Raw genomic sequence first — 19,742 nt, 5'->3', positions numbered from 1 at the left:
ATCCCATCCCGAACTCAGAAGTGAAACGCAAACGCGCCGATGGTAGTGTGGGGTCTCCCCATGTGAGAGTAGGTCATCGCCAAGCGCCTAATTTAGGTTAACGTGTAGACGTTAACCTAAAGGAGCGGTAGTTCAGTTGGTTAGAATACCGGCCTGTCACGCCGGGGGTCGCGGGTTCGAGTCCCGTCCGCTCCGCCAACATTAAGAGATAAGCCTCATCGAAAGATGAGGCTTTTTTCGTTATGGCGTCGCGGATAATTCGTGTCAGTGACGCACATGCTTCGAGCTCGAAGCACATGGTTATCGTCATACCCAGCCATCCCAATTCCTACGAGTGTACGTTATTGTTATTCGGATCAGTCCGAGATAATTTTAATCTCTTAGCTTGTAGCTGACGCTCTATCCCTACAGGTAACGTCTATCTTTTTCTTGTCCTAATTGACTTAATATCGTTTATATTGAAGTATTTATTATTAAGCAGATACTTAAATTCCAAGAATGATTGAAATTGAGTAATTTGCCCCAAGATCGTCTTAAGTGCTGCAGTTTTGTAGCGTCCATCAATGAGGTCTATGCCATGCTTTATGATTTAACGGTTGTACAATTTAGCAAGATGCTGAAAAATTTAAGCGTTATTCTTGAAAAAGGCGAATGCTTCGCAAACCTCAAGAAAGTTGATATGGCGGTTCTTTTAAACTCACGTTTAGCGCCGGATCAATTCAATCTTATTCGCCAAGTTCAAATTGCCTGCGATACTGCCAAAATTGGCGTAGCACGTTTGACTGATAACTTAGATACAGTGCCAAAGCATGATGATAGCGAGACGACGCTGGCTGAGTTGCAAGCGCGTATTAGCTCAGTTTTGGATTATTTAGCAACGTTTAAAGCGGATGATTTTGCTAATGCGGCCACGATCCATGTCTCACAACCACGATGGGAAGGAAAATATCTTACAGGTTATGAGTTTGCCATTGAGCATGCTATTCCGAACATTTACTTCCATGTAACAACAGCCTACGCGATTTTGCGCCACAACGGTGTTGAAATTGGCAAGAAAGATTACCTCGGCGCTATGCCATATAAGTCGTAAATCTAGGCTAGATGTAGTACTGTTGCGTAGCCTAATTGTTGCGCAGCAGCGTTTTGCCGCTTGAGCTTACCAACCTTTCTGCATTACCACCTGTTCTTTCTCTACCTATGTTATGCCGCTTTGTCGCTGGAAATTTAGGACTCGTTAGGGTTCTGTTACGCTGATGAAGTCAATCAATACTCAGTTTTTCATTTCGACCTTACGTCTCGATTATTTTTATCCTGTTAGCATGTGATTTAATTTTGTTGGCTTAGGTAAATGATATGGGCCGTAAGTTTATGAGTCGCCAAATTATCTATTACTTAAATAGTGAATGGCGAATTGACTCATTATAAAGATGACCTGTTTGTTCGTTTTGAACAGGGATTTACTGGAAGAGCCTATTTAAGGTTCTAATTAAAGGAGTTAGCTATGTCTATCGAATCTCAAGCCGTCGAGAGTCCAACTGATGCAACGACAACTAAGAGCAAGAAAGCAAAAAAAGCCGCCATTACTAGTGGTTTGCGCCTCAAAGACAAGTTGACCCAAGACACTCGCCGCCGAATTGAAATTCTGCACGAGCAACGCCAACTATCCAATCGTTTCGGTGTGGATATTGAAATTGACTAAAGCCATTGGCTTGTCGCTAAGTATTGGATATCACATTTAGATATTTAGCCCGCATGTACAGCTTCACGACGTCCGTCGTGGAGCTTGCTCTCTTAACTTAGTAACTTTGCTGACTCAATTTATACTCCATTATCGTGACCAACTCGCCCTTATAATCTTCCAGTGAAATAATTGACCAACCCAGCGATCGATAAAAATCGGCTTTATCTGCAGTAAATAAATAGATTTTCTGTAAACCAATCGCTCTAGCATGCTCAATGACGGCATTGACTAGCAACTTACCTAATCCTTTATTTCGATGGTCTGCATTCACATACACATTGGCGAGCCACGGGCTTAAGTCAGTTCGGCTGTCCATATCTGCGATGATCAATGAAGATGATCCCATCACTTGATTTGCCTGTTCGCAGATAAACATCTTGGGGATGGCGGCGTCAGTTAAATACTCGTTCATTTCCTCAATCAACGTAGTGACAGAAGCATCCGCAGAACTCAAATGTGCCCATGCTTGATGATGCCACTCCGCCAATTGTGGAATGTGCTGCGGGGCCGATTTTAGGTCGATAACTTTCATATAAATCTCTAGACTGATTGCTGAAAGGGGGAATGGGCAAATTATACCCTCTATTGGCTTGCATGAACTCAGTGGGCACAGGCCGAGTGAGTATACCGTTTAACTCGGGAGCGGCAGAAATACGCTGGCTTTAAGCCCGCCTTGTTTCGCATGGCTAAAACCGAGCTCGCCCTGATAACTGTCGACGATATCTTTGCAGATAGATAATCCTAAACCATGGCCCTGGATGCTTTCATCTAGCCGAATGCCGCGCTCAATGATAACGGACAGCGCGGCATCGGAGACGCCTTCGCCATCATCGCTGACTATGATCCCATAACCTGCGGTGGGAGCCGTTTGATGCACTATACGGATCTCAATGTTCTTGCGGCTATGCTTGCAGGCATTATCCAGCAAGTTGCCTAAGAGTTCGAGTAAGTCATCCCGATCAAACGGCATCACTAAGCCGCTCGCGTAATGGCTATGAATAATGCGGTCTGGGTAAATACGCTGCATTACTTTGATTAGCGGCGCAAGATCGTCATCGAGCACGGTATAACGCCCTGGAGTGGACAGGCCGACAATCTTAGTGCGCTTAAGCTCTCTCTCGATGATGTGGTGCAGGTTTGCGAGCACCTTGCTGCCCTCACTCCGCTGTTCTGGTGGAAGGCTTTCTAGGTAGGACTGCAGCCCTTGTAACGGACGTTTCATTTCGTGGGCTAAGTTACCCAAGGCATTACGGGAGCGTTGTACTCGCTGGCCCAATTGATTGACTAAACGATCTATCTCTTCGATCAGTGGGACTATCTCGCTTGGCACTTGGTCAGGATTGATTTCTTGCCCTTGGGTGCGCATTTGCCGTATAGCTTCTGGCATCTGCTCTAAGGGTTTAAAGCCGCGTTTCAGTAGCTGATACTGCGCCATTAATAGAATAACAATCGTGAGCAACACGGCTGCGCTGGCAAAGGCTAAAAATTGCACTTGGGTTTGTTCGAGCTCGCTGATGTCTTCTGTCACCCACAAAGTAACTAATTGGTCATCTTTGATAACGGCCTGACTGAACATCAGCCAATGTTCTTTGCCGATAAACTCAGTGGCTTGGCGTTGTTCACCAGCGGTCAGCTTAAGCATGTTTACGTTATGGTCGAATAGGGAGCGTGAGCGCAGAGTTTGCTCGCCGATTTGAATCGCAAAATAATGCCCAGAATTAACCCTGTGGTACACATTGGGTAAACGGTCGGTGGTGAGCGCCCATGTGCCATCGGGATTATGATTCAGGGCGGAGATCAGGCTGTCGGCATCGTGTTGTAGACGCGAAGCGACAAAGTCTTGGGTTAATACTTGGATACCTTGGTACAGAAAATACAGTAACAACACCATGGCAAAGGTGAGCGTGATCAGCAGATTGCGCGTCAGATAACCCTTGAGTGAATACACGCCTTTTACTCCTTGAGTCGATAACCTTGGCCGCGGCGGGTTTCGATATAATCCTTGCCTAAGCGCTGGCGCAGGCGGTTGACGTACACTTCGATGACATTGCTGTCTTTGATTTGATCTTCTTCGTAAATGCGTTCACTGAGCTCTGACTTAGAGACGATCTTGCTGGGATTGACCATTAAGTAATGCAGCAGACGATATTCAAGCTTAGTCAGTTCTATCACTTCACCATCAACATTGGTGACGGCTTGTTTGTCGACATCGAGGGAGACGCCTGCATGCTGCAACATATTGTCGGCACGGCCAAAGTGGCGGCGGATCAACACTTCGAGCCTTGCGAGTAGTTCTTCAATGTGAAAAGGCTTGCCGAGGTAATCATCGGCACCCGCCTTGAGGCCATCGACTCGCTCGTGCCAAGCATCGCGGGCGGTGAGGATCAGCACTGGCATGGCTAAGCCTTTTTGTCGCCATTGGCCGAGGACTTGTAGACCGGGTTTGCCGGGTAAACCGAGATCGAGGATCACGGCTTCGAAGTTTTCTTCTTCGCCTAAAAAGGCGCCATCAATACCGTTATCGGCGTGCTCGACGGTATAACCCGCCTTGTTAAGGGCGGGAATGAGGCGCGCGACCAGATCGGTATCATCTTCAATCAATAGCAAGCGCATCAGTCGACCTTTTCCTTTAGCCACTCGCCGGTTTTGGCGTCAATCTTGATTTCATACACTATGCCATCGTCACGAAGGATTTCGAGCTCGTAGATGATCCTTCCATGTTTTTGCTCGACTTCGAGATCGAGCAACCGTCCCTTTAGCCGTGATTCATAGCGTTGCATTATGGTGTCGAAGGGCAAAACTTTGCCCTCCTTAACCCACTCGACCACCTTGCTGGAAAGATCATCGTCGTGGGCATCAGTGCTTGGACTGCTAATCATCCCAGCGGCCAAAACCAGGAATATTAACGGTATCTTCATCGAATATGCCCTTCTCTGCGAGGTTGTGACAATTGCTGCATTGACTGAATGAGCCGACTTTGGGGTTATCTTGCACCATACGTCTGGGGATCTCATCGTGTTTGCCAATAAAAAATGCCTGTTCTGTGATCTTCTGCGGCCCAGAACCTACGAGCAGCGGCGTGCTGTTTTTCATCACCTTACCATTTTGCGCTGCATGTTGAACCAGATATTCCTCAATTCTAGCAGTGACTTGAGTATCTAGGCTGGCGTTGTCACCAAAGTGATTATCAAGATTTGCGGTAATGGCGCGCCACTTGTTGGCGGGGAGTAAATTGGCTGGATAAGCCATGTGGCAGCTACCACATTCTGCCGTGTATTCCGCATTCTGTGGAACGGCGCGGCTGAGCTCGCGGCCATCGTCCGCATAGCCTGTGCCAGTTAAGGTTAGGCTGACACCGATAACGCCAATGGCCAATGCCGCGGCTGTGAGTGATGAACCTAAGATCCAGCTAATAGGGTGTGCTTGTTGAGTCATGACATCTTCCTTTTTGAGCCGTTACCTTCTGTGGAAGGTATTGAAATTAATCGATCTAATTAAATGAGTTATTGAATGAGTGATACGGTCGAAATTTGGCGGTTATTGCAGGCTTAACCAGAGTAAGGCATCGCCTTTTTCCTGCGGCGTGCAGTCGCGTTTAAAGGTCCAGTTACAGTTACGGGTAAACCATTTCTCAATTTTGGCTGAGTCGGTTAACCGATCTGCGGTAATCGACGGCGCCATAGGGTCAATGGGTTTACGGGTATTTTGGTGCATCCCCATGTCAGTGACTTTGGCGGTATGGCAACTGGCGCAGCTGCGGCCGTCCATGTCCTGTAGCCAAAGCTTTTGTCCTGCGGTGGCGGTAAAAGGTCCCGCGCCTTGGGCTTGATAGCGTTGCAGTTGCGTGCCGATGCGCTCGGCGCTAAGTGGCAGGCTTTGCACTTTACTGTTGACGGCGCTAACGCTGAGGCTAGTCAGCAGCAAGGTTGAAATTGCGACAATGGCAAGGCGACTTTTATTCGTGTGTCTGGTTAATCTGTTCATAGGGCATTCCTTTTGGGCTGGATATCTTATTGCTAAGCAAAATGGCTAAGGGATTAATCTTCTTGTTCCACAGGGCGTTGTTTCTTGCCCGTGACCATGGCTCTGACTAAGTTTTCTTTGTGCAACAGGCTGCTGACGATGACGCCGCCAACGTGGATGACCACAAGGAACACTGTGAAGTTGGCAAAGAATTCATGGACTTCTTTTATGGCGCCTTCGGGCCAAGTGGCGAAAAAGCTCGTAGCTAATGGGCCGTGTCCGTCGGTGGCGTACAGCGCCATGCCTGAGAATCCCGCGATGGCTATGCTGGCAATCAAGGCCACTATCATCATTGCCCCAGCGGGGTTATGGCCTATGTAGTCTTTGGCTTTGCCCGTGACGAGTCCTTTGAGGTACACCAGCACTTCTTTAGGGCGAGTGATAAAGTTGCTAAAGCGCGCATTGTGGGTACCCATCACGCCCCAGAGCAGGCGAAACACCAGTAAAATTAAGATGCTATAACCTGCGTAACTGTGGATGGTCATCCACTCGTCTTCGCCTTCAGTGAGGTAGGCTAAGGTAAAAAAGCCGACGAGTGACCAATGGAATATGCGGATCAACAGGTCCCAGACTTTGATGGTTTGCAGTGTGTTTGATGACATGGTGTGACGCTCCTAAGTGGGTTTAGGTGTAGGCTACTTAACCCAAACTTAAACCTCGCTTAAATTTTGAGGCGCGAACATTTATCGAATTGATGGGGGTGAGTGGTGCGCTTACTCATGTGGCGAGTCTTAAATGTCAACGAAAACTCACTTGTTAACCTATTGGTATTACTGTAAATTCTGCCATTTCAACCGAGTGAAGGGATTAACTTATTTATGTCTACCGCCGTTATTCGCGCTTTCATCAGCCGCAATCCGAGTCGTAAATCCTTTTGTATTTATGCCGTTTTATTATTTTTGACTGAAGTCTTAATCGCTTTATATGCACCTGCGGGTTTTATTCGTGGTTTTGTGGGCGATGTATTAGTGGTGATCTTACTGTTTTGCATGGTGCGGGCTGTCGTTCCTATTGCTTATCCGGTAGAAAAAGCCGCAGTAAAAAACACAGGCGATGGCATTAAGCATTTATTTCAAACTCCTTGGCTGGCGTTTGCGGTATTGCTGTTTGCCTTTGCCATCGAGTTTGGCCAGTATTGGGGCTTAGTCGATAAGCTGGGCTTGGGTGGAAATCGCTTGGCGCGGATAGTGATAGGTAGCCATTTTGATCCACTTGATCTCGTGGCATATTTTGTCGGTTACTTGATCTTAGTGGGCTGTTATTGGAAAAGCCGCCAGTCCTAGTATTTGAATCCGCAAGAGCCGCGTGACGTGTGTTTTCGCGGATAAGTAGGCGAGATAGGTAGACGAGATAAGTGGGGTAAGGGATGCAACCGATAACGGGGTTTTCACTGCTAACAGATCATACCGATGGACTTGAGCCTAATCCATTGAAAATGCCTCTGTATTTTAATGGCCAACCTACTCATACCTTTATTGCTGGCTTAGTGATTGAAGGCCAATATCGCTGCGTTTTACCCAATAAAACCTCGGGGTATTTGGTCATCACTTCTTTTGATTGTCCCTTCGAAGAATCGACCGAGTTTAGTCTGCTTGATGAAGGGTTTAAGCTCATTGCGACAACCTCTTTGGCGCAAATGTACGATTCTTTTCTGCTTTATGCCCATAGGCCTATGAAGGATAACCGACTGAGATTGCACTATTACGGTCAGTTTGTGCTGGATTTAGTGATTACAACGGGCAGTTCTTGGTTACCTTTTCAGCCAAAACTTAAACTGGTTGAAGTTATCGATCCCCAAAGCGATCCACAAACAGCCTCATCTCTTGCTGAATTAGCTCAGCGTTTAGCGCGGATTGATAATATAAACTGAGTGAGGTTTGAATTAAATTCAGTTAAAAAAGAAAGGGCTATTCGCCCTTTCATGTTTATCACTTGTATCGATTACTCATGCGGAAAGTTTTATAAGCTTGCTTGCAAAGACGTTTAAAAACCTAATAAAAGCTTCCTCACATCAGCTTGTTTGAACACCAAAACCTTAGAAGAAACCTAAAGGATTCACATCGTAACTCACCAAGAGATTCTTGGTATTTTGATAGTGGTTGAGCATCATCTTATGGGTTTCGCGACCGATGCCGGATTTTTTGTAACCACCAAAGGCGGCATGGGCAGGATAGGCGTGGTAACAGTTAATCCACACGCGGCCAGCTTGAATGCCACGTCCCATACGTTGAGCCGTGTTCATGTCCCGTGTCCACACACCAGCACCTAGGCCGTACTCAGTATCGTTCGCGATCGCTAAGGCTTCGGCTTCATCTTTGAAAGTGGTGACCGAAATCACAGGGCCGAAGATCTCCTCTTGGAAGATACGCATCTTATTGTGGCCTTTCATAATGGTTGGGCTGATGTAGTAGCCTTCACTTTGGCCGCCATCGAGTTGGCAAAGTGTGCCGCCCAGTAGCACTTCTGCACCTTCAGCCTTACCTATGGCTAAGTAGCTTAAGATTTTATCGAACTGTTCTTTAGAGGCTTGAGCGCCAACTTGAGTGTCGGTATCTAAGGGATCGCCTTGCTTAATGGTTTGCGCACGGGCGAGCACTTTTTCGATAAAGCGATCAAAAATCGACTCTTGGATTAACACTCGTGATGGGCAGGTACAGACTTCACCTTGGTTGAAGAAGGCCAGCAACATGCCTTCGACTGCCTTATTTAAATACTCGTCTTCATGGTCCATCACATCGGCAAAAAACACGTTAGGCGACTTACCGCCAAGCTCAACGGTTGATGGAATTAAGGATTCGGCGGCGCATTTTAAAATGTGATAGCCAATTTCGGTGGAGCCCGTAAAGGCCAATTTAGCGATGCGTTTGCTGGTGGCCAAAGCTTGTCCTGCTTCGGCGCCAAAGCCGTTGACTACGTTAAGAATACCCGCGGGTAATAGGTCTTCAATCAGTTCGAGCAAGACCAGAATCGAGACTGGCGTCTGCTCCGCAGGCTTGAGTACCACACAGTTACCCGCCGCTAGCGCAGGTGCGATTTTCCATGCGGCCATTAAGAGTGGAAAGTTCCAAGGAATGATCTGGCCGACCACGCCTAAAGGCTCTGGGAAGTGATAACTGACTGTGTTGCCATCGATATCGGCAGCGCTGCCTTCCTGTGCGCGGATACAACCCGCAAAGTAGCGGAAGTGATCGACGAATAAGGGCAAGTCGGCATTTAAGGTTTCACGCACCGCTTTACCGTTTTCCCAGGTTTCGGCAACGGCTAAGTATTCGAGATTTTGCTCGACGCGATCGGCAATGCGCAGTAACAGGTTTGAGCGCTCGGTGACTGAGGTTTTACCCCATGCTTCTTTCGCTGCGTGAGCGGCATCTAATGCTAATTCAATATCTTGTGCATCGGATCGCGGGATTTGGCAAAAGTTTTGGCCATTCACGGGGGAGCGATTGTCGAAGTATTTGCCATTGACTGGGGCGACCCATTTTCCGCCGATAAAGTTGGCGTATTTTTCTTTGAAGTTAACGATTGCGCCTGCGGTTCCGGGTTGAGCATAAATCATAGAATCATTCCTTCTTGTGGATGGCATGCTGGGCGTTGGCGATTTTTACGCTCTTGGCTTCAGCAAGGGAGTCTTGTTGATGCATCTCTGCTGGATGCCTTTTTAAATATTTTTCGTTTTGCTTTAAGCCAATCCTATTGATTGGTTTAGTGTTCTCTTATGCAACACCTTAGGCTTGCATACCAAGTGAGCATCGCAAGGAGAGTGCCAAACTGGCAGGAGTTGTACACTTGTTGTGCTAACAGTATGATGAAAAGCTAATTTTGCAGATTTGAATAAGTATGGGCACTCAGGGAGAGAAGTGTGTCCTGTGGTTACTTTGTCATTGAGTGGCACACAGCAATTGTGCCGAAACGGAACACAGCTCGGGGGACACGGCTATGACAGTTAAACCGCATTTACCATCGACACAGGCGTGGTTGGCCGATTCGTGGCAGCGCAGCATTGGCGCTGGCTTGTCAGAATTTCAGTTACCCCAGGAACTCAGGCTCGATGCTAGTGAACTAAAGCAGAAACATGAGCAATATCAAATGCTCATCGCATTAGTGCAATCCCATGCCTTGCCTTTGTTCAATCAGTTGATGGCGCATTCTAATAGCCGACTCTTGCTCTCCGATGCCGAGGGTTATGTACTTAGGCATTGGGGCGTGAGCCATTACTCCACAAAACTGGCGGATGTAGCTCTGGATATTGGGGTGAATTGGCTTGAGCAGCATAAGGGCACTAATGCGATAGGGACGGCGCTTACGGCCAAACAAGCGGTATCCGTGGTGGGTGAGCAGCATTTTATTCGCCAGAACCGTTTTATGAGTTGCACTGCTTGCCCGATATTTTCCCCCCAAGGTGAGATGCTCGGGGTGATTGATATCACCAGCGAGCAGCAAAGGCACACCCAGCAGACGCTGATGTTAGTGTCCAGTTTGGCGCAACAGGTCGAGACCGCGCTTTTGTGCCATCTGCCCGATAGTCATTATCGAATCGATTTAGCGGCGCAGCCAAACCTGTTGAATTCGGGTTGGCAGGGTATAGTGATTGCCGATAGCGATGGTCGCATTGTGGGGTGCAATCCCATGGCGAAACAATTGCTTAATCATGCTAAGGTGGGCGATACCGTCGAGCAGTACTTAGGCGATAATTGGAGCCGTGCGGGTGGTTTTAATCAGCATTTAGCCTTGCATCTACAGACTCAATCCTTAAATATTCCCAGCGCTAAGGGTCGAGTTGCGATTAGCAATAAATCGCTCAATCAATTGGGGGTGCGGTTTCGCGATCCTCAACTTGAGCGCGCATGGCAACATGCCAATAAGGTGATCACCAAGCAAATTCCGCTGTTAGTGCTTGGTGAAACTGGCGTCGGTAAAGAGCAGTTTGTTAAAAAACTCCACGCCCAAAGTGCGCGTCGCACCGGGCCTTTAGTGGCAGTGAACTGCGCCGCATTGCCCGCTGAATTAGTCGAATCTGAACTTTTTGGTTATCAGGCAGGCGCTTTTACTGGGGCAAACCGCACTGGATTTATCGGTAAAATTCGCCAAGCCCACGGCGGCTTTTTATTTTTAGATGAGATCGGTGAAATGCCGCTGGCGGCCCAGAGTCGTTTACTCAGAGTATTGCAAGAGCGCGAAGTGGTACCCGTTGGCAGTAATCAAAGTTTTAAAGTCGACATCCAAATCATTGCTGCGACCCATATGGATTTAGAGCTACAAGTGGCGCAGGGGCTGTTTCGGCAGGATTTATTCTATCGGTTAAATGGCTTGCAAGTGCGTTTGCCTGCGCTACGCGAGCGGCTGGATATCGAGCGCATTATCCATAAATTGCACCGTAAACATCGTATCGCTGCGCAGGATATCTGCCCCGAACTGCTAGGGCAAATGATGCAACACGATTGGCCGGGTAATTTGCGTGAGCTCGATAACCTTATGCAAGTCGCTTGCTTGATGGCAGAAGGTGATGACACTTTAACTTGGCAGCATTTACCCGATTATCTGGCGGCCAAACTCACATGCGAGCCGTTAAAAGGAGACCTGTTACAAGCTGCACCCTTATGTGATGAATTTAAAGAGGTAAGCCGTCAACGTTCTGCATCACCCCTGCAAAGTGGTAAGTGCGCTGTGGAGCCGAATGTCACAAAGGTTCAATCGGATTCCTTAAATGAGGCGATTTATAGCAATGTCCTGCAGGCATACCAAGCCTGTAATGGCAATGTGAGCCAATGCGCTAAGCGTTTAGGGATCAGCCGTAATGCCTTGTACCGGCGATTAAAACAGATGGGGCTTAAGGATTAATATTAGCTTATGGCTCTTGTTGTGAAGCTCAATTAATCGCTAAATATCTCTTAATCACCCACGTTTATCCACTTCGCAATAGACTAAAACCGAGAGGTTTTAGTCCACAATCTCTAGCTTCAGTATCTGACAATGTGACTTTTTGTTGTTGCCAATTTATGCCTAATAGGTTTTATTGATTCGTATAATCGATAAAGATCGTTTCTTCTAATTACAAATTCAGAACTATACTGCGGGCAGGCAGAAAAGAGCTTGGCGTTATGCATAGAAGAGGAACTGTTATGCATCTTACTAAAAGCCTTTTAATTATTTCTATGGGTCTGACATTGAATGTACAGGCTCAAACTTTACCAACAAATACCCTGACACGTGACAATGGTGCACCTGTGGGTGATAACCAAAACTCGACCACAGCGGGCAGTAATGGCAGCGTGTTATTGCAAGATGTGCAGCTTATCCAGAAGCTACAACGCTTTGCCCGTGAACGTATTCCTGAGCGTGTCGTCCACGCCAGAGGCACAGGTGTTCATGGTGAGTTTGTATCGAGTGGCGATTTTAGTAACCTAACCCAAGCGGCACCCTTTGCACAAAAAGGTAAAGTGACACCCGTATTTGTGCGCTTTTCTACCGTGATCCACTCGAAAGGTTCGCCAGAAACGCTGCGTGATCCCCGAGGGTTTGCGACCAAATTTTATTCGGACCAAGGTAACTGGGACTTAGTAGGTAATAACTTACCCGTATTCTTCATTCGCGATGCGATCAAGTTTCCTGACATGGTGCATTCACTCAAACCATCGCCAGTGACCAATATGCAAGATCCGAATCGTTTCTTCGATTTTTTCAGTCACGAAGCGGGTTCAACCCATATGTTGACTCAGGTTTACAGTAACTTAGGTGTACCTGCCAGTTATCGTGAAATGGACGGTTTCGGTGTGCATGCGTACAAATTTGTGAATCGAGATAACCAAGTTAAATACGTGAAATTTAACTGGAAGAGTCTGCAAGGTGTTAAAGGCTTACGTCCCGATGAAGTGGTTAAAGTCCAAGGGCAAAACTTTAACCATTTAACTGATGATCTTTATAGTGAGATCAACAAGGGTAACTATCCTAAGTGGGATCTGTACGTTCAATTACTCGACCCGACTGAGCTTAATAAGTTTGATTACAACCCGTTAGACGCCACTAAGGTGTGGCTAGATGTGCCAGAACAAAAAGTGGGCACTATGACGCTGAACCGCATGCCTGCAAACTTCTTCCAAGAGACTGAGCAAGCGGCATTTGCGCCATCGAATTTGATCCCTGGGATTGAGCCTTCGGAAGACAGATTACTGCAAGGCCGCATGTTCTCCTACGCCGATACTCAGCTGTATCGACTCGGCGCGAATTTGTCGCAATTGCCGATTAATAAACCCTTAGTGGCGGTGGCAAACCACAACCAAGAAGGTGCGGGCAATATGGGGCATACCCAGTCCGATGTGAACTATCAACCGAGCGTACATTTAGCCTTGGCCGAAGATAATCGTTATCGTGCGGTAACAACTGCGCTGACGGGGACTGTGCAACAAACGGCTATTAGCAAGCAGGATAACTTTAGCCAAGCGGGCGTCTTTTATCGCAGCTTGAGCAAGCAAGATAGAGCAGATCTGATCACTAACTTGGCCGGTGACTTAGGCAAAGTGAACGATACCAATGTGAAACATCAGATGCTCAGTCACTTTTATCGTGCAGACCCAGAGTTTGGTGAGCGTTTAACCAAGGCCGTAAAGGGTGATCTGGCCGAGGTTAAACAGCGTTCAATCTGATGTCGTTATTTTTAGGACTGTTTTGGTCGCAGAGATTTGCGCGTTAACTGTCCGAATCCAGTAAGTCCCGCAAGACGTAAACAAGCTCTTTTCTGCCCAGTTTAAGAGAGCGTCTTGCGGGCATTTCGTCACGTCTCATTGTTTAAATCTCTATTTTAGCTGTGCTGGGAGCCATTGATGAAACACACTATTGCTATCTTATTATTGATTATTGTGGCCCTGAGTATGTCGGTGGCAATGGGGGCGGGTTCGCTTCAAGCGCCATTGGTTACACCCGCAACTGTCAGTCAAACGGACGAGCCCGATACCGCACAAGTACAATTGCTGGTGGACTACTTTTTTGCTGCAGCGCGTACCGGCGATATCACAGTGCTTGAGCATTTTCTCGATGCAGGCTTCCCTATTGACCAGAGAAATAGTCAAACCTATACCGCGCTAATGGTGGCGGCTTATAACGGCCAAGAGGCTGCAACGGATTTATTGCTTGAGCATGGTGCTAATGCTTGTTTGCAAGATAAGCGTGGTAATACGGCAATGATGGGCGCTGTGATTAAGGCCGAATTCAATATTGTAAAGCGGCTATACGCAAAAGAATGCGATGCGAACCTAACGAATAATGCCGGAATGACCTTGACTGAGTTCGCCCGCTACTGGGGTCAAAGCGGCGCTTTACAGCAGGCGAGTTTAAAGTAATAAAGACGCTAGATCTTGCCATCTCTTGCGCTTGATCACTTTTGGTCATTATCTTTAATCTGTTTAGATCTCAGCATTTACTATTAGCAATAAGTCTGCTTGTTAATGATGTCTATGCCTTTTATGGTAACTTTTTGAATATCGTTTAATACGGTTTGGCCTTCGGAGAGCGATTTATGTTTGATGCCTTACTACTGACGCAAGAAGATAAACGTACGTTTGCTCAAGTTTCACAAATTACAGAAGCTGATTTGCCAGAAGGGGAAGTCTTGGTTGATGTCGCCTATTCCTCGCTGAATTATAAAGATGGTTTAGCTGTGACCGGTGCTGGCAAAATCATTCGTCAGTTTCCTATGGTACCAGGCATCGATTTTGCGGGCGTGGTGCGCGAATCGACGGATGCAAGATACCAAGTTGGCGATCAGGTGATTTTGACGGGCTGGGGTGTGGGCGAAAACCACTGGGGTGGTATGGCGCAAAAAGCGCGAGTTAAAGCCGACTGGCTGGTGCCCATGCCGCAAGGTTGTGATGCCGCTAAAGCAATGATGATAGGCACGGCCGGGCTTACGGCGATGTTGTGCGTGCAAGCGCTGCAGCAGGCTGGGATAACACCGCAAAGTGGGGATATTCTTGTCACAGGTGCCAGTGGTGGTGTGGGTTCTGTGGCGGTGACTTTGCTCGCCAATGCTGGCTATCGTGTGGTCGCCTGCAGTGGTCGGGTTGAACAGAATGCGCCTTTATTGAAGGAGCTTGGTGCCGCAGAAGTGATTGATCGCAGTGAGCTTGAACAAGATGCTAAGCCGCTTGAGGCGCAGCGCTGGGCGGGTGTGGTCGATACCGTTGGCAACAGGATCCTCGCCAAAGCATTAGCGCAAATGCAATACGGTGGCGCAGCCGCTATCTGTGGTTTAGCGGGCGGTTTTGCATTACCAACAACCGTTATGCCGTTTATTTTACGGGGTGTTAGCCTACTGGGAATCGACTCCGTTTCTTGTCCATTCGAGAAACGAAAAGCGGCGTGGGAAGCTGTGATTAAAGCACTACCCGAACATTTTTATCAGCAAGCTTGCCAGCAGATATCATTGGCAGAGGTGCCTGATTTCGCGAATAAAATTATCCAAGGTCAAGTTACCGGACGTGTATTAGTTAAGCTGTAATCCCGTTCCCTACGTTTTAACACGATGGCAACACTGAGGTGTTGCCAATTACGACTAATTAGTTCAGCCTCCTGTACTTGTTCTTCATATCGGCTATTTCGGCAGTGTAATCGTCACTTTAAGGCCCGTTGGTATACGGTTCTCGGCTTTAATCTTACCTTTGTGGGCGGTAATCGCCGCTTCAGTGATTGCCAGCCCAAGTCCCCAGCCTCCACTTTCTCTTTGTCTTGCCGAGTCTGGGCGGTAGAAAGGTTTAAAAATGGCATCGAGTTCGGCGGCATCTATGCCTGGACCATCGTCTTTTATGGTAATTTGTACTTGATCAGCCGTCGCACTCGCCTGCAGGTGAATATCGCTTGCGGCATAACGGATCGCGTTACGCAGCAGATTTTCAATCGCGCGGGAAAGTGATTTAGGAAAATGCGCTAACTCAATTTCTTCATCGATATCGATAGTAATGCTTTTACCTTGCTGTTCTGCTTCAAATTCCGCATCGTCTAAAACTTGGCTCAGGGATTCGGCCAAGCCTAAATGTACTTTGGTTTCGTTAGTACTGAGCTTGACCCGCGAGAGCTCTAACAATTCACTAATAAGCTTTTCGAGTTGCTCAGCTTCATAACCTATGCGTTCCGTTTCGGTGGTCTGCTGACCTTTTTTACGGGCGAGGGCAAGGGATAACTGTAGCCGCGTCAATGGGGTGCGTAGTTCATGGGAAATATCCCCCATGAGCCGCTGCTGATTATTCACCATAGCTTCGATGGAGTCGGCCATGCTATTGAAGGCCTTGGCTAATTGGCCTATTTCATCTTTACGCTGTGTGGTGGACTTATCGACACGGTGACTTAAGTCACCTTCGGCGAGGGCATTCGCACTTTTTTTGAGTGAATTTAATGCTTTACCTAAATGCCACGCGAGCAAGCCACATAATAATCCCGAAAGGAAAATCGCTAGGCTTAAGGTTAATAACTTATTTTCGGCGAAGAAGAAGAACCAAGGCCGTGGATGGTTATCCGGTAGGCGGCCATAAAGTGAATAGGTTTCAGCGCCCAGATTAAATTGATAGGGACCAAACACCAGCTCATCTTTAAACTGATGGCTAATCGGTTGTTTTTCTTCATCTGCCATCAGCATAAAGCTGCGCACACCGCGACTCACCCTGTGGGTGTTGATAACTTGGCCTTGGCTGTTGACAAGATAGACCCGTAGAGGTTTACCTTCCATGTCTCTGTGTCTTTCCCAGCGCCGAAGAAAATCGGATTCCAGTAAGGCGGGGTTTTCTTGAATGCGCTTAGCTATCGTCGATAGGACTTTTTCAAGGTGAGGTGGCAGTGGCGCACGGTCGTGATTTTGTTGCAGCAATGGTAACAGACCCACTAAGGCAATGATTAGCGAGCTGCACAGCCAAAATCCGAGCAATAATTTGATAAATAAACGATTAGGCACAGTCGATACCGCCGTTATGGGAGCCAAATATAACCTTTGCCACGGATGGTTTTCACCCTTGGCCGACCATCGCTACGCTCGGGGAGTTTTTTACGTAGATTCGATAAATGCATGTCTAAGCTGCGATCGAAGGGCATGAGTTTTTTGCCGAGCACTTTCTCGTTTAACTCTTCCTTGTTCATCAACTCTCCAGCGTGCAGTGCTAGGGTGTGCAGCAGAGTGAATTCAGTGCCTGTGAGTATGATTAATTGCTCATTACAGTAAGCTTCTTGGCGCGATGGATCTAAGCGTAGATCGCCAAACTCTTGGGCGGGCGCGGCATGGATTTCTTGGGTTGTTAAGTTCGAACGACGAATAATGGCGCGGATACGGGCGATTAACTCTCTGTCATTAAACGGCTTTGGCAGATAATCATCGGCGCCGATTTCAAGCCCAACTACGCGATCGATTTCATCGCCGCGAGCGGTCAGCATTAATACTGGGGTTTGTTTATGTTGGCGCAGTGCGCGTAGCACTTCAAAACCGTTTAATTTAGGCAGCATGACATCGAGTAGGATCAGATCGTAATCTGCAGTCAGTGCCAGATCTAAACCTTGTTTACCGTCGTAAGCCAAGGTTAATTGAAACCCTTCTAACTCGAGCAGTTGCCCTAGTAGCTCAGATAACCCCAGATCGTCATCGATTAATAATATCCGACTCATACTGTTCCTTAATCTCTGTAATGTGGCCTCGTATGCCTGTTTATCATAGGCACTTTTAGCGCTTTGGCTGAGTATACCTGTTTTGATGTCAATTGCTGTGTAGCAATGTAAGCCAAAGTAAAGAATAGAGTTATTGCCGCAACTTTACAGTGATTTACTCAGGCAACGCCCTCACTTACATATAGGGGTTTAGACTGGAAGGGTCGAAAGTGACTCGGCTTAAAAGGGTCGTCACTGTGTCTTATTACTTGCCATATTAAAGTTGAACCATCGAGGTTAACACTATGAAAACATTATCACCTTTGAAAGCGAGCCTGTTTGCCATTCTAGCGAGTTCTGCGGTTTTCGCGACGGCAGTTAATGCAGCACCTAAGGATGCTGGCTGCGACTTCTCTAAATCTGAATTCCATAAAGGCGACCGCATGGAACATGGCGGCCGACATATGGACCACGGTGGCATGCATCGTATGTTTGAAGGGCTCGATTTAACGGATGCCCAGAAAGCTGACGTCAAAAAGTTGTTTGCCGATCAGAAAGCCACGCGCGCTGATAATCGTCCAACGAAAGAGGAACGCTTGGCCCATCGCACTGAGATGCAGGCCTTAATTACCGCGCCTAGTTTTGATGAAACACAAGCAAAGGCACTGATGAGTGCGCAGCAAGAGCAGCGTCAAATTCAAGCCATTGAACGTATGAAGCTGCATAATCAAATATTTAATCTGCTGACACCAGAGCAGCAAGCTAAGTTTAAAGCGCGATTTGAAGCACAAGCTGGTAAAGAACCTCGCGGTTAAGCGTCTTAGCTGATATACAATAGGGTCATAGCTTCCCAAGATAGATCCCTTATGACTCAAACTTCCCAATACGATTTTTGGGTCAAACTGGCTAGCCGCGCTTCCGTGGCTACCGCTTTGATCCTTATTCTTATCAAGATGTTCGCTTGGCTTTATTCCGGCTCTGCCAGTATGTTGGCATCTTTGACGGATTCCTTTGCCGATGCTCTCGCTTCTATTATCAATTTTATTGCCATTCGTTACGCGCTTGTGCCGCCGGATCATGACCACAGATATGGTCATGGTAAGGCTGAGCCGTTAGCATCTCTAGCGCAATCCGCCTTTATTATGGGCTCCGCATTTTTATTACTGTTCTATGGTGGCGAGCGTCTATTAACACCTGTTCCGGTTGAAAATGCCACCATAGGTGTAGTTGTTTCTATCATAGCGATTGTGATGACGTTAGCTTTAGTCATGTTGCAGAAACGCGCATTAGCGGCGACAAAAAGTACTGTGGTTGAAGCTGATTCGCTGCACTATAAATCAGATTTATTCCTTAATGGTGCGGTATTGTTGGCATTAGTATTAGCGCAATACGGTTGGTGGTGGGCTGACGGTTTATTTGCGGTAATGATTGCATTTTATATTGGTCATCAAGCCTTTGGCTTAGGTTATCGCTCAATTCAAGCCTTGTTAGACAGAGAGCTAGACGAAGAGACTCGCCAGCAAATCACGCAAATCGCGATGGAAGATCCACGGGTGCAAGGATTGCATGATTTGCGCACTCGTCAAGCAGGCAAAACTGTTTTTATTCAATTTCATTTAGAACTCGATGGCAATTTGAGTTTGAATGAAGCCCACAGTATTGCCGATACAACAGGGATAAGAGTCAAAGCCGCCTTCGAAGATGCTGAGGTGATTATTCACCAAGATCCGGTTAAACCTGATATAAACGAAACATAAATTAAGGGCAAGCTATGGCATGGATGCAGAAGCAAAGTCACAGATGGGATCATTCCACTCGATTGATATGCCGCTATCATAGGCTATCGACTCGCTTTGAGTTGATAGCCGAATCTGTGATTTCTGACATTAGCATTCCTATGAGTACAGAAATCACGCTCCTGATGGAACAGAAACCTTCGATAGTAAATCAAGTGGATAGTACCGTATCTCCTGTGATAGCGGGGGCTTGGAGTCAGTTAGTCCTGAGTAAACATCTTTATTACTTACCGCAGAAAATTGATCTCGACATTGCTAACCAAGCTTATCGAGTCCATGTCTGGCCATTATTTCTTTGGCGTACACGTATTACTTGTGTGGCGTCTGGCAGAGTTGTCGTATCCGAATGTTTGGATGTGAGAAGGCGTCGTTCCCTCATCCGTTGGCTATATGCAAGTTTTATAGGATTGTTGCGGGTGCTAAGTTAAAATCGTTAGTTGTTTAAATTTAAAAAATAATACTTACAGTAAATATGGTTTTGTTACATAACGAATAACTATAACTTCCATTTTCCAACTCAAGCTGAATCAATGCTGTATGATTTGTATTTTGATAATTTAAACCATGAC

21 protein-coding genes, 1 tRNA gene and 1 rRNA gene are annotated in these 19,742 nt (G+C 47.0%); 13 read left to right on the top strand and 10 right to left on the bottom strand.

The features are described 5' to 3' along the window. The 4 genes from rrf to L5M51_RS21495 form a co-directional block, all read left to right on the top strand. Nucleotides 1–85: ribosomal RNA gene (gene rrf / locus L5M51_RS21510) — 5S ribosomal RNA — on the top strand; the annotation flags it as partial. Between the two features lie 36 nt (nt 86–121). Further along, nucleotides 122–198: transfer RNA gene (locus tag L5M51_RS21505), tRNA-Asp, on the top strand. Between the two features lie 379 nt (nt 199–577). After that, nucleotides 578–1,090, top strand: coding sequence for a DUF1993 family protein (locus tag L5M51_RS21500; RefSeq protein WP_063885021.1), 513 nt, complete (start codon nt 578–580; stop codon nt 1,088–1,090). Nucleotides 1,091–1,501: 411 nt separating this feature from the next. Then, nucleotides 1,502–1,699 (top strand): hypothetical protein, encoded by a 198-nt coding sequence (locus L5M51_RS21495; RefSeq protein ID WP_006079715.1) that lies wholly within the window; start codon nt 1,502–1,504, stop codon nt 1,697–1,699. Nucleotides 1,700–1,796: 97 nt separating this feature from the next. Here the strand turns inward: L5M51_RS21495 and L5M51_RS21490 are convergent, their stop codons facing one another. From L5M51_RS21490 to L5M51_RS21460, 7 genes are all read right to left on the bottom strand, one after another. Further along, nucleotides 1,797–2,273, bottom strand: a complete 477-nt coding sequence (locus tag L5M51_RS21490; protein ID WP_263174566.1) for a GNAT family N-acetyltransferase — start codon at nt 2,271–2,273, stop codon at nt 1,797–1,799. Between the two features lie 99 nt (nt 2,274–2,372). Beyond that, complete coding sequence (locus tag L5M51_RS21485) at nt 2,373–3,689, bottom strand: sensor histidine kinase (protein ID WP_263174565.1); 1,317 nt, start codon at nt 3,687–3,689, stop codon at nt 2,373–2,375. A 5-nt stretch (nt 3,690–3,694) separates the two neighbouring features. Further along, nucleotides 3,695–4,354, bottom strand: a complete 660-nt coding sequence (locus L5M51_RS21480) for a response regulator transcription factor (protein ID WP_173242637.1) — start codon at nt 4,352–4,354, stop codon at nt 3,695–3,697. Continuing rightward, nucleotides 4,354–4,620, bottom strand: coding sequence for a PepSY domain-containing protein (locus L5M51_RS21475; RefSeq protein ID WP_173242639.1), 267 nt, complete (start codon nt 4,618–4,620; stop codon nt 4,354–4,356). Before L5M51_RS21475 ends, L5M51_RS21480 begins: the two co-directional genes overlap by 1 nt. After that, nucleotides 4,613–5,176, bottom strand: a complete 564-nt coding sequence (locus tag L5M51_RS21470; RefSeq protein WP_173242641.1) for a diacylglycerol kinase — start codon at nt 5,174–5,176, stop codon at nt 4,613–4,615. Before L5M51_RS21470 ends, L5M51_RS21475 begins: the two co-directional genes overlap by 8 nt. Before the next feature lie 102 nt (nt 5,177–5,278). Then, nucleotides 5,279–5,725, bottom strand: a complete 447-nt coding sequence (locus tag L5M51_RS21465) for a DUF1924 domain-containing protein (RefSeq protein ID WP_263174562.1) — start codon at nt 5,723–5,725, stop codon at nt 5,279–5,281. Between the two features lie 53 nt (nt 5,726–5,778). Further along, nucleotides 5,779–6,366, bottom strand: a complete 588-nt coding sequence (locus L5M51_RS21460; protein ID WP_263174560.1) for a cytochrome b/b6 domain-containing protein — start codon at nt 6,364–6,366, stop codon at nt 5,779–5,781. A 216-nt stretch (nt 6,367–6,582) separates the two neighbouring features. Here L5M51_RS21460 and L5M51_RS21455 point away from each other — a divergent pair, with 216 nt between their 5' ends. After that, nucleotides 6,583–7,047: a DUF2809 domain-containing protein gene (locus L5M51_RS21455; RefSeq protein WP_263174558.1), complete on the top strand. Its 465-nt coding sequence runs from the start codon at nt 6,583–6,585 to the stop codon at nt 7,045–7,047. Nucleotides 7,048–7,130: 83 nt separating this feature from the next. Next, nucleotides 7,131–7,634, top strand: coding sequence for a hypothetical protein (locus tag L5M51_RS21450; RefSeq protein WP_263174556.1), 504 nt, complete (start codon nt 7,131–7,133; stop codon nt 7,632–7,634). A gap of 165 nt (nt 7,635–7,799) precedes the next feature. Here the strand turns inward: L5M51_RS21450 and L5M51_RS21445 are convergent, their stop codons facing one another. After that, nucleotides 7,800–9,320 carry an aldehyde dehydrogenase family protein gene (locus tag L5M51_RS21445; protein WP_198781395.1) on the bottom strand — a complete coding sequence of 507 codons (1,521 nt, stop codon included), beginning with the start codon at nt 9,318–9,320 and terminating at the stop codon, nt 7,800–7,802. 380 nt (nt 9,321–9,700) lie between these two features. Between L5M51_RS21445 and L5M51_RS21440 the strand changes: the two genes are divergently transcribed. The 4 genes from L5M51_RS21440 (at nt 9,701) to L5M51_RS21425 (ending at nt 15,254) form a co-directional block, all read left to right on the top strand. Beyond that, nucleotides 9,701–11,602, top strand: coding sequence for a sigma-54-dependent Fis family transcriptional regulator (locus L5M51_RS21440; protein ID WP_263174550.1), 1,902 nt, complete (start codon nt 9,701–9,703; stop codon nt 11,600–11,602). Between the two features lie 281 nt (nt 11,603–11,883). Next, nucleotides 11,884–13,404: a catalase gene (locus L5M51_RS21435; protein ID WP_317629958.1), complete on the top strand. Its 1,521-nt coding sequence runs from the start codon at nt 11,884–11,886 to the stop codon at nt 13,402–13,404. Between the two features lie 177 nt (nt 13,405–13,581). Then, nucleotides 13,582–14,097 (top strand): ankyrin repeat domain-containing protein, encoded by a 516-nt coding sequence (locus L5M51_RS21430; protein WP_263147890.1) that lies wholly within the window; start codon nt 13,582–13,584, stop codon nt 14,095–14,097. Nucleotides 14,098–14,273: 176 nt separating this feature from the next. Further along, nucleotides 14,274–15,254 carry an MDR family oxidoreductase gene (locus tag L5M51_RS21425; RefSeq protein WP_263147886.1) on the top strand — a complete coding sequence of 327 codons (981 nt, stop codon included), beginning with the start codon at nt 14,274–14,276 and terminating at the stop codon, nt 15,252–15,254. 93 nt (nt 15,255–15,347) lie between these two features. On the opposite strand, the gene L5M51_RS21420 is transcribed toward L5M51_RS21425, so the two are convergent. Both L5M51_RS21420 and L5M51_RS21415 read right to left on the bottom strand, forming a co-directional pair. After that, nucleotides 15,348–16,724 carry an ATP-binding protein gene (locus L5M51_RS21420; RefSeq protein WP_251073464.1) on the bottom strand — a complete coding sequence of 459 codons (1,377 nt, stop codon included), beginning with the start codon at nt 16,722–16,724 and terminating at the stop codon, nt 15,348–15,350. Next, nucleotides 16,712–17,398 carry a response regulator gene (locus L5M51_RS21415; RefSeq protein WP_105251061.1) on the bottom strand — a complete coding sequence of 229 codons (687 nt, stop codon included), beginning with the start codon at nt 17,396–17,398 and terminating at the stop codon, nt 16,712–16,714. Before L5M51_RS21415 ends, L5M51_RS21420 begins: the two co-directional genes overlap by 13 nt. 284 nt (nt 17,399–17,682) lie before the next feature. Between L5M51_RS21415 and L5M51_RS21410 the strand changes: the two genes are divergently transcribed. From L5M51_RS21410 to L5M51_RS21400, 3 genes are read left to right on the top strand one after another with little or no spacing between them, the layout of a single operon-like run. Continuing rightward, complete coding sequence (locus tag L5M51_RS21410) at nt 17,683–18,192, top strand: Spy/CpxP family protein refolding chaperone (protein WP_106648427.1); 510 nt, start codon at nt 17,683–17,685, stop codon at nt 18,190–18,192. 51 nt (nt 18,193–18,243) lie between these two features. After that, nucleotides 18,244–19,134, top strand: a complete 891-nt coding sequence (locus L5M51_RS21405) for a cation diffusion facilitator family transporter (protein ID WP_105251063.1) — start codon at nt 18,244–18,246, stop codon at nt 19,132–19,134. 14 nt (nt 19,135–19,148) lie between these two features. Then, nucleotides 19,149–19,601 carry a hypothetical protein gene (locus L5M51_RS21400; protein WP_263174546.1) on the top strand — a complete coding sequence of 151 codons (453 nt, stop codon included), beginning with the start codon at nt 19,149–19,151 and terminating at the stop codon, nt 19,599–19,601. Nucleotides 19,602–19,742: the final 141 nt, after the last annotated feature.

Origin of the sequence: Shewanella sp. SM73 (genome assembly GCF_025653795.1) — a bacterium.
GTDB classification, from domain to species: domain Bacteria; phylum Pseudomonadota; class Gammaproteobacteria; order Enterobacterales; family Shewanellaceae; genus Shewanella; species Shewanella oncorhynchi.
The sequence above is the reverse complement of the archived record's forward strand: the minus strand, read 5'-3'. Positions and strand labels throughout refer to the sequence as shown.

Excerpts from the sequence above, each read along its gene's own strand:
- L5M51_RS21450 (WP_263174556.1), top strand. The coding sequence starts at position 7,131 with ATGCAACCGATAACGGGGTTTTCACTGCTAACAGATCATACCGATGGA.
- L5M51_RS21430 (WP_263147890.1), top strand. The coding sequence starts at position 13,582 with ATGAAACACACTATTGCTATCTTATTATTGATTATTGTGGCCCTGAGT.
- L5M51_RS21490 (WP_263174566.1), bottom strand. The coding sequence starts at position 2,273 with ATGAAAGTTATCGACCTAAAATCGGCCCCGCAGCACATTCCACAATTG.
- L5M51_RS21410 (WP_106648427.1), top strand. The coding sequence starts at position 17,683 with ATGAAAACATTATCACCTTTGAAAGCGAGCCTGTTTGCCATTCTAGCG.
- L5M51_RS21445 (WP_198781395.1), bottom strand. The coding sequence starts at position 9,320 with ATGATTTATGCTCAACCCGGAACCGCAGGCGCAATCGTTAACTTCAAA.
- L5M51_RS21460 (WP_263174560.1), bottom strand. The coding sequence starts at position 6,366 with ATGTCATCAAACACACTGCAAACCATCAAAGTCTGGGACCTGTTGATC.
- L5M51_RS21400 (WP_263174546.1), top strand. The coding sequence starts at position 19,149 with ATGGCATGGATGCAGAAGCAAAGTCACAGATGGGATCATTCCACTCGA.
- L5M51_RS21440 (WP_263174550.1), top strand. The coding sequence starts at position 9,701 with ATGACAGTTAAACCGCATTTACCATCGACACAGGCGTGGTTGGCCGAT.
- L5M51_RS21425 (WP_263147886.1), top strand. The coding sequence starts at position 14,274 with ATGTTTGATGCCTTACTACTGACGCAAGAAGATAAACGTACGTTTGCT.
- L5M51_RS21465 (WP_263174562.1), bottom strand. The coding sequence starts at position 5,725 with ATGAACAGATTAACCAGACACACGAATAAAAGTCGCCTTGCCATTGTC.
- L5M51_RS21480 (WP_173242637.1), bottom strand. The coding sequence starts at position 4,354 with ATGCGCTTGCTATTGATTGAAGATGATACCGATCTGGTCGCGCGCCTC.
- L5M51_RS21495 (WP_006079715.1), top strand. The coding sequence starts at position 1,502 with ATGTCTATCGAATCTCAAGCCGTCGAGAGTCCAACTGATGCAACGACA.
- L5M51_RS21500 (WP_063885021.1), top strand. The coding sequence starts at position 578 with ATGCTTTATGATTTAACGGTTGTACAATTTAGCAAGATGCTGAAAAAT.
- L5M51_RS21405 (WP_105251063.1), top strand. The coding sequence starts at position 18,244 with ATGACTCAAACTTCCCAATACGATTTTTGGGTCAAACTGGCTAGCCGC.
- L5M51_RS21455 (WP_263174558.1), top strand. The coding sequence starts at position 6,583 with ATGTCTACCGCCGTTATTCGCGCTTTCATCAGCCGCAATCCGAGTCGT.
- L5M51_RS21470 (WP_173242641.1), bottom strand. The coding sequence starts at position 5,176 with ATGACTCAACAAGCACACCCTATTAGCTGGATCTTAGGTTCATCACTC.
- L5M51_RS21475 (WP_173242639.1), bottom strand. The coding sequence starts at position 4,620 with ATGATTAGCAGTCCAAGCACTGATGCCCACGACGATGATCTTTCCAGC.
- L5M51_RS21435 (WP_317629958.1), top strand. The coding sequence starts at position 11,884 with ATGCATCTTACTAAAAGCCTTTTAATTATTTCTATGGGTCTGACATTG.
- L5M51_RS21415 (WP_105251061.1), bottom strand. The coding sequence starts at position 17,398 with ATGAGTCGGATATTATTAATCGATGACGATCTGGGGTTATCTGAGCTA.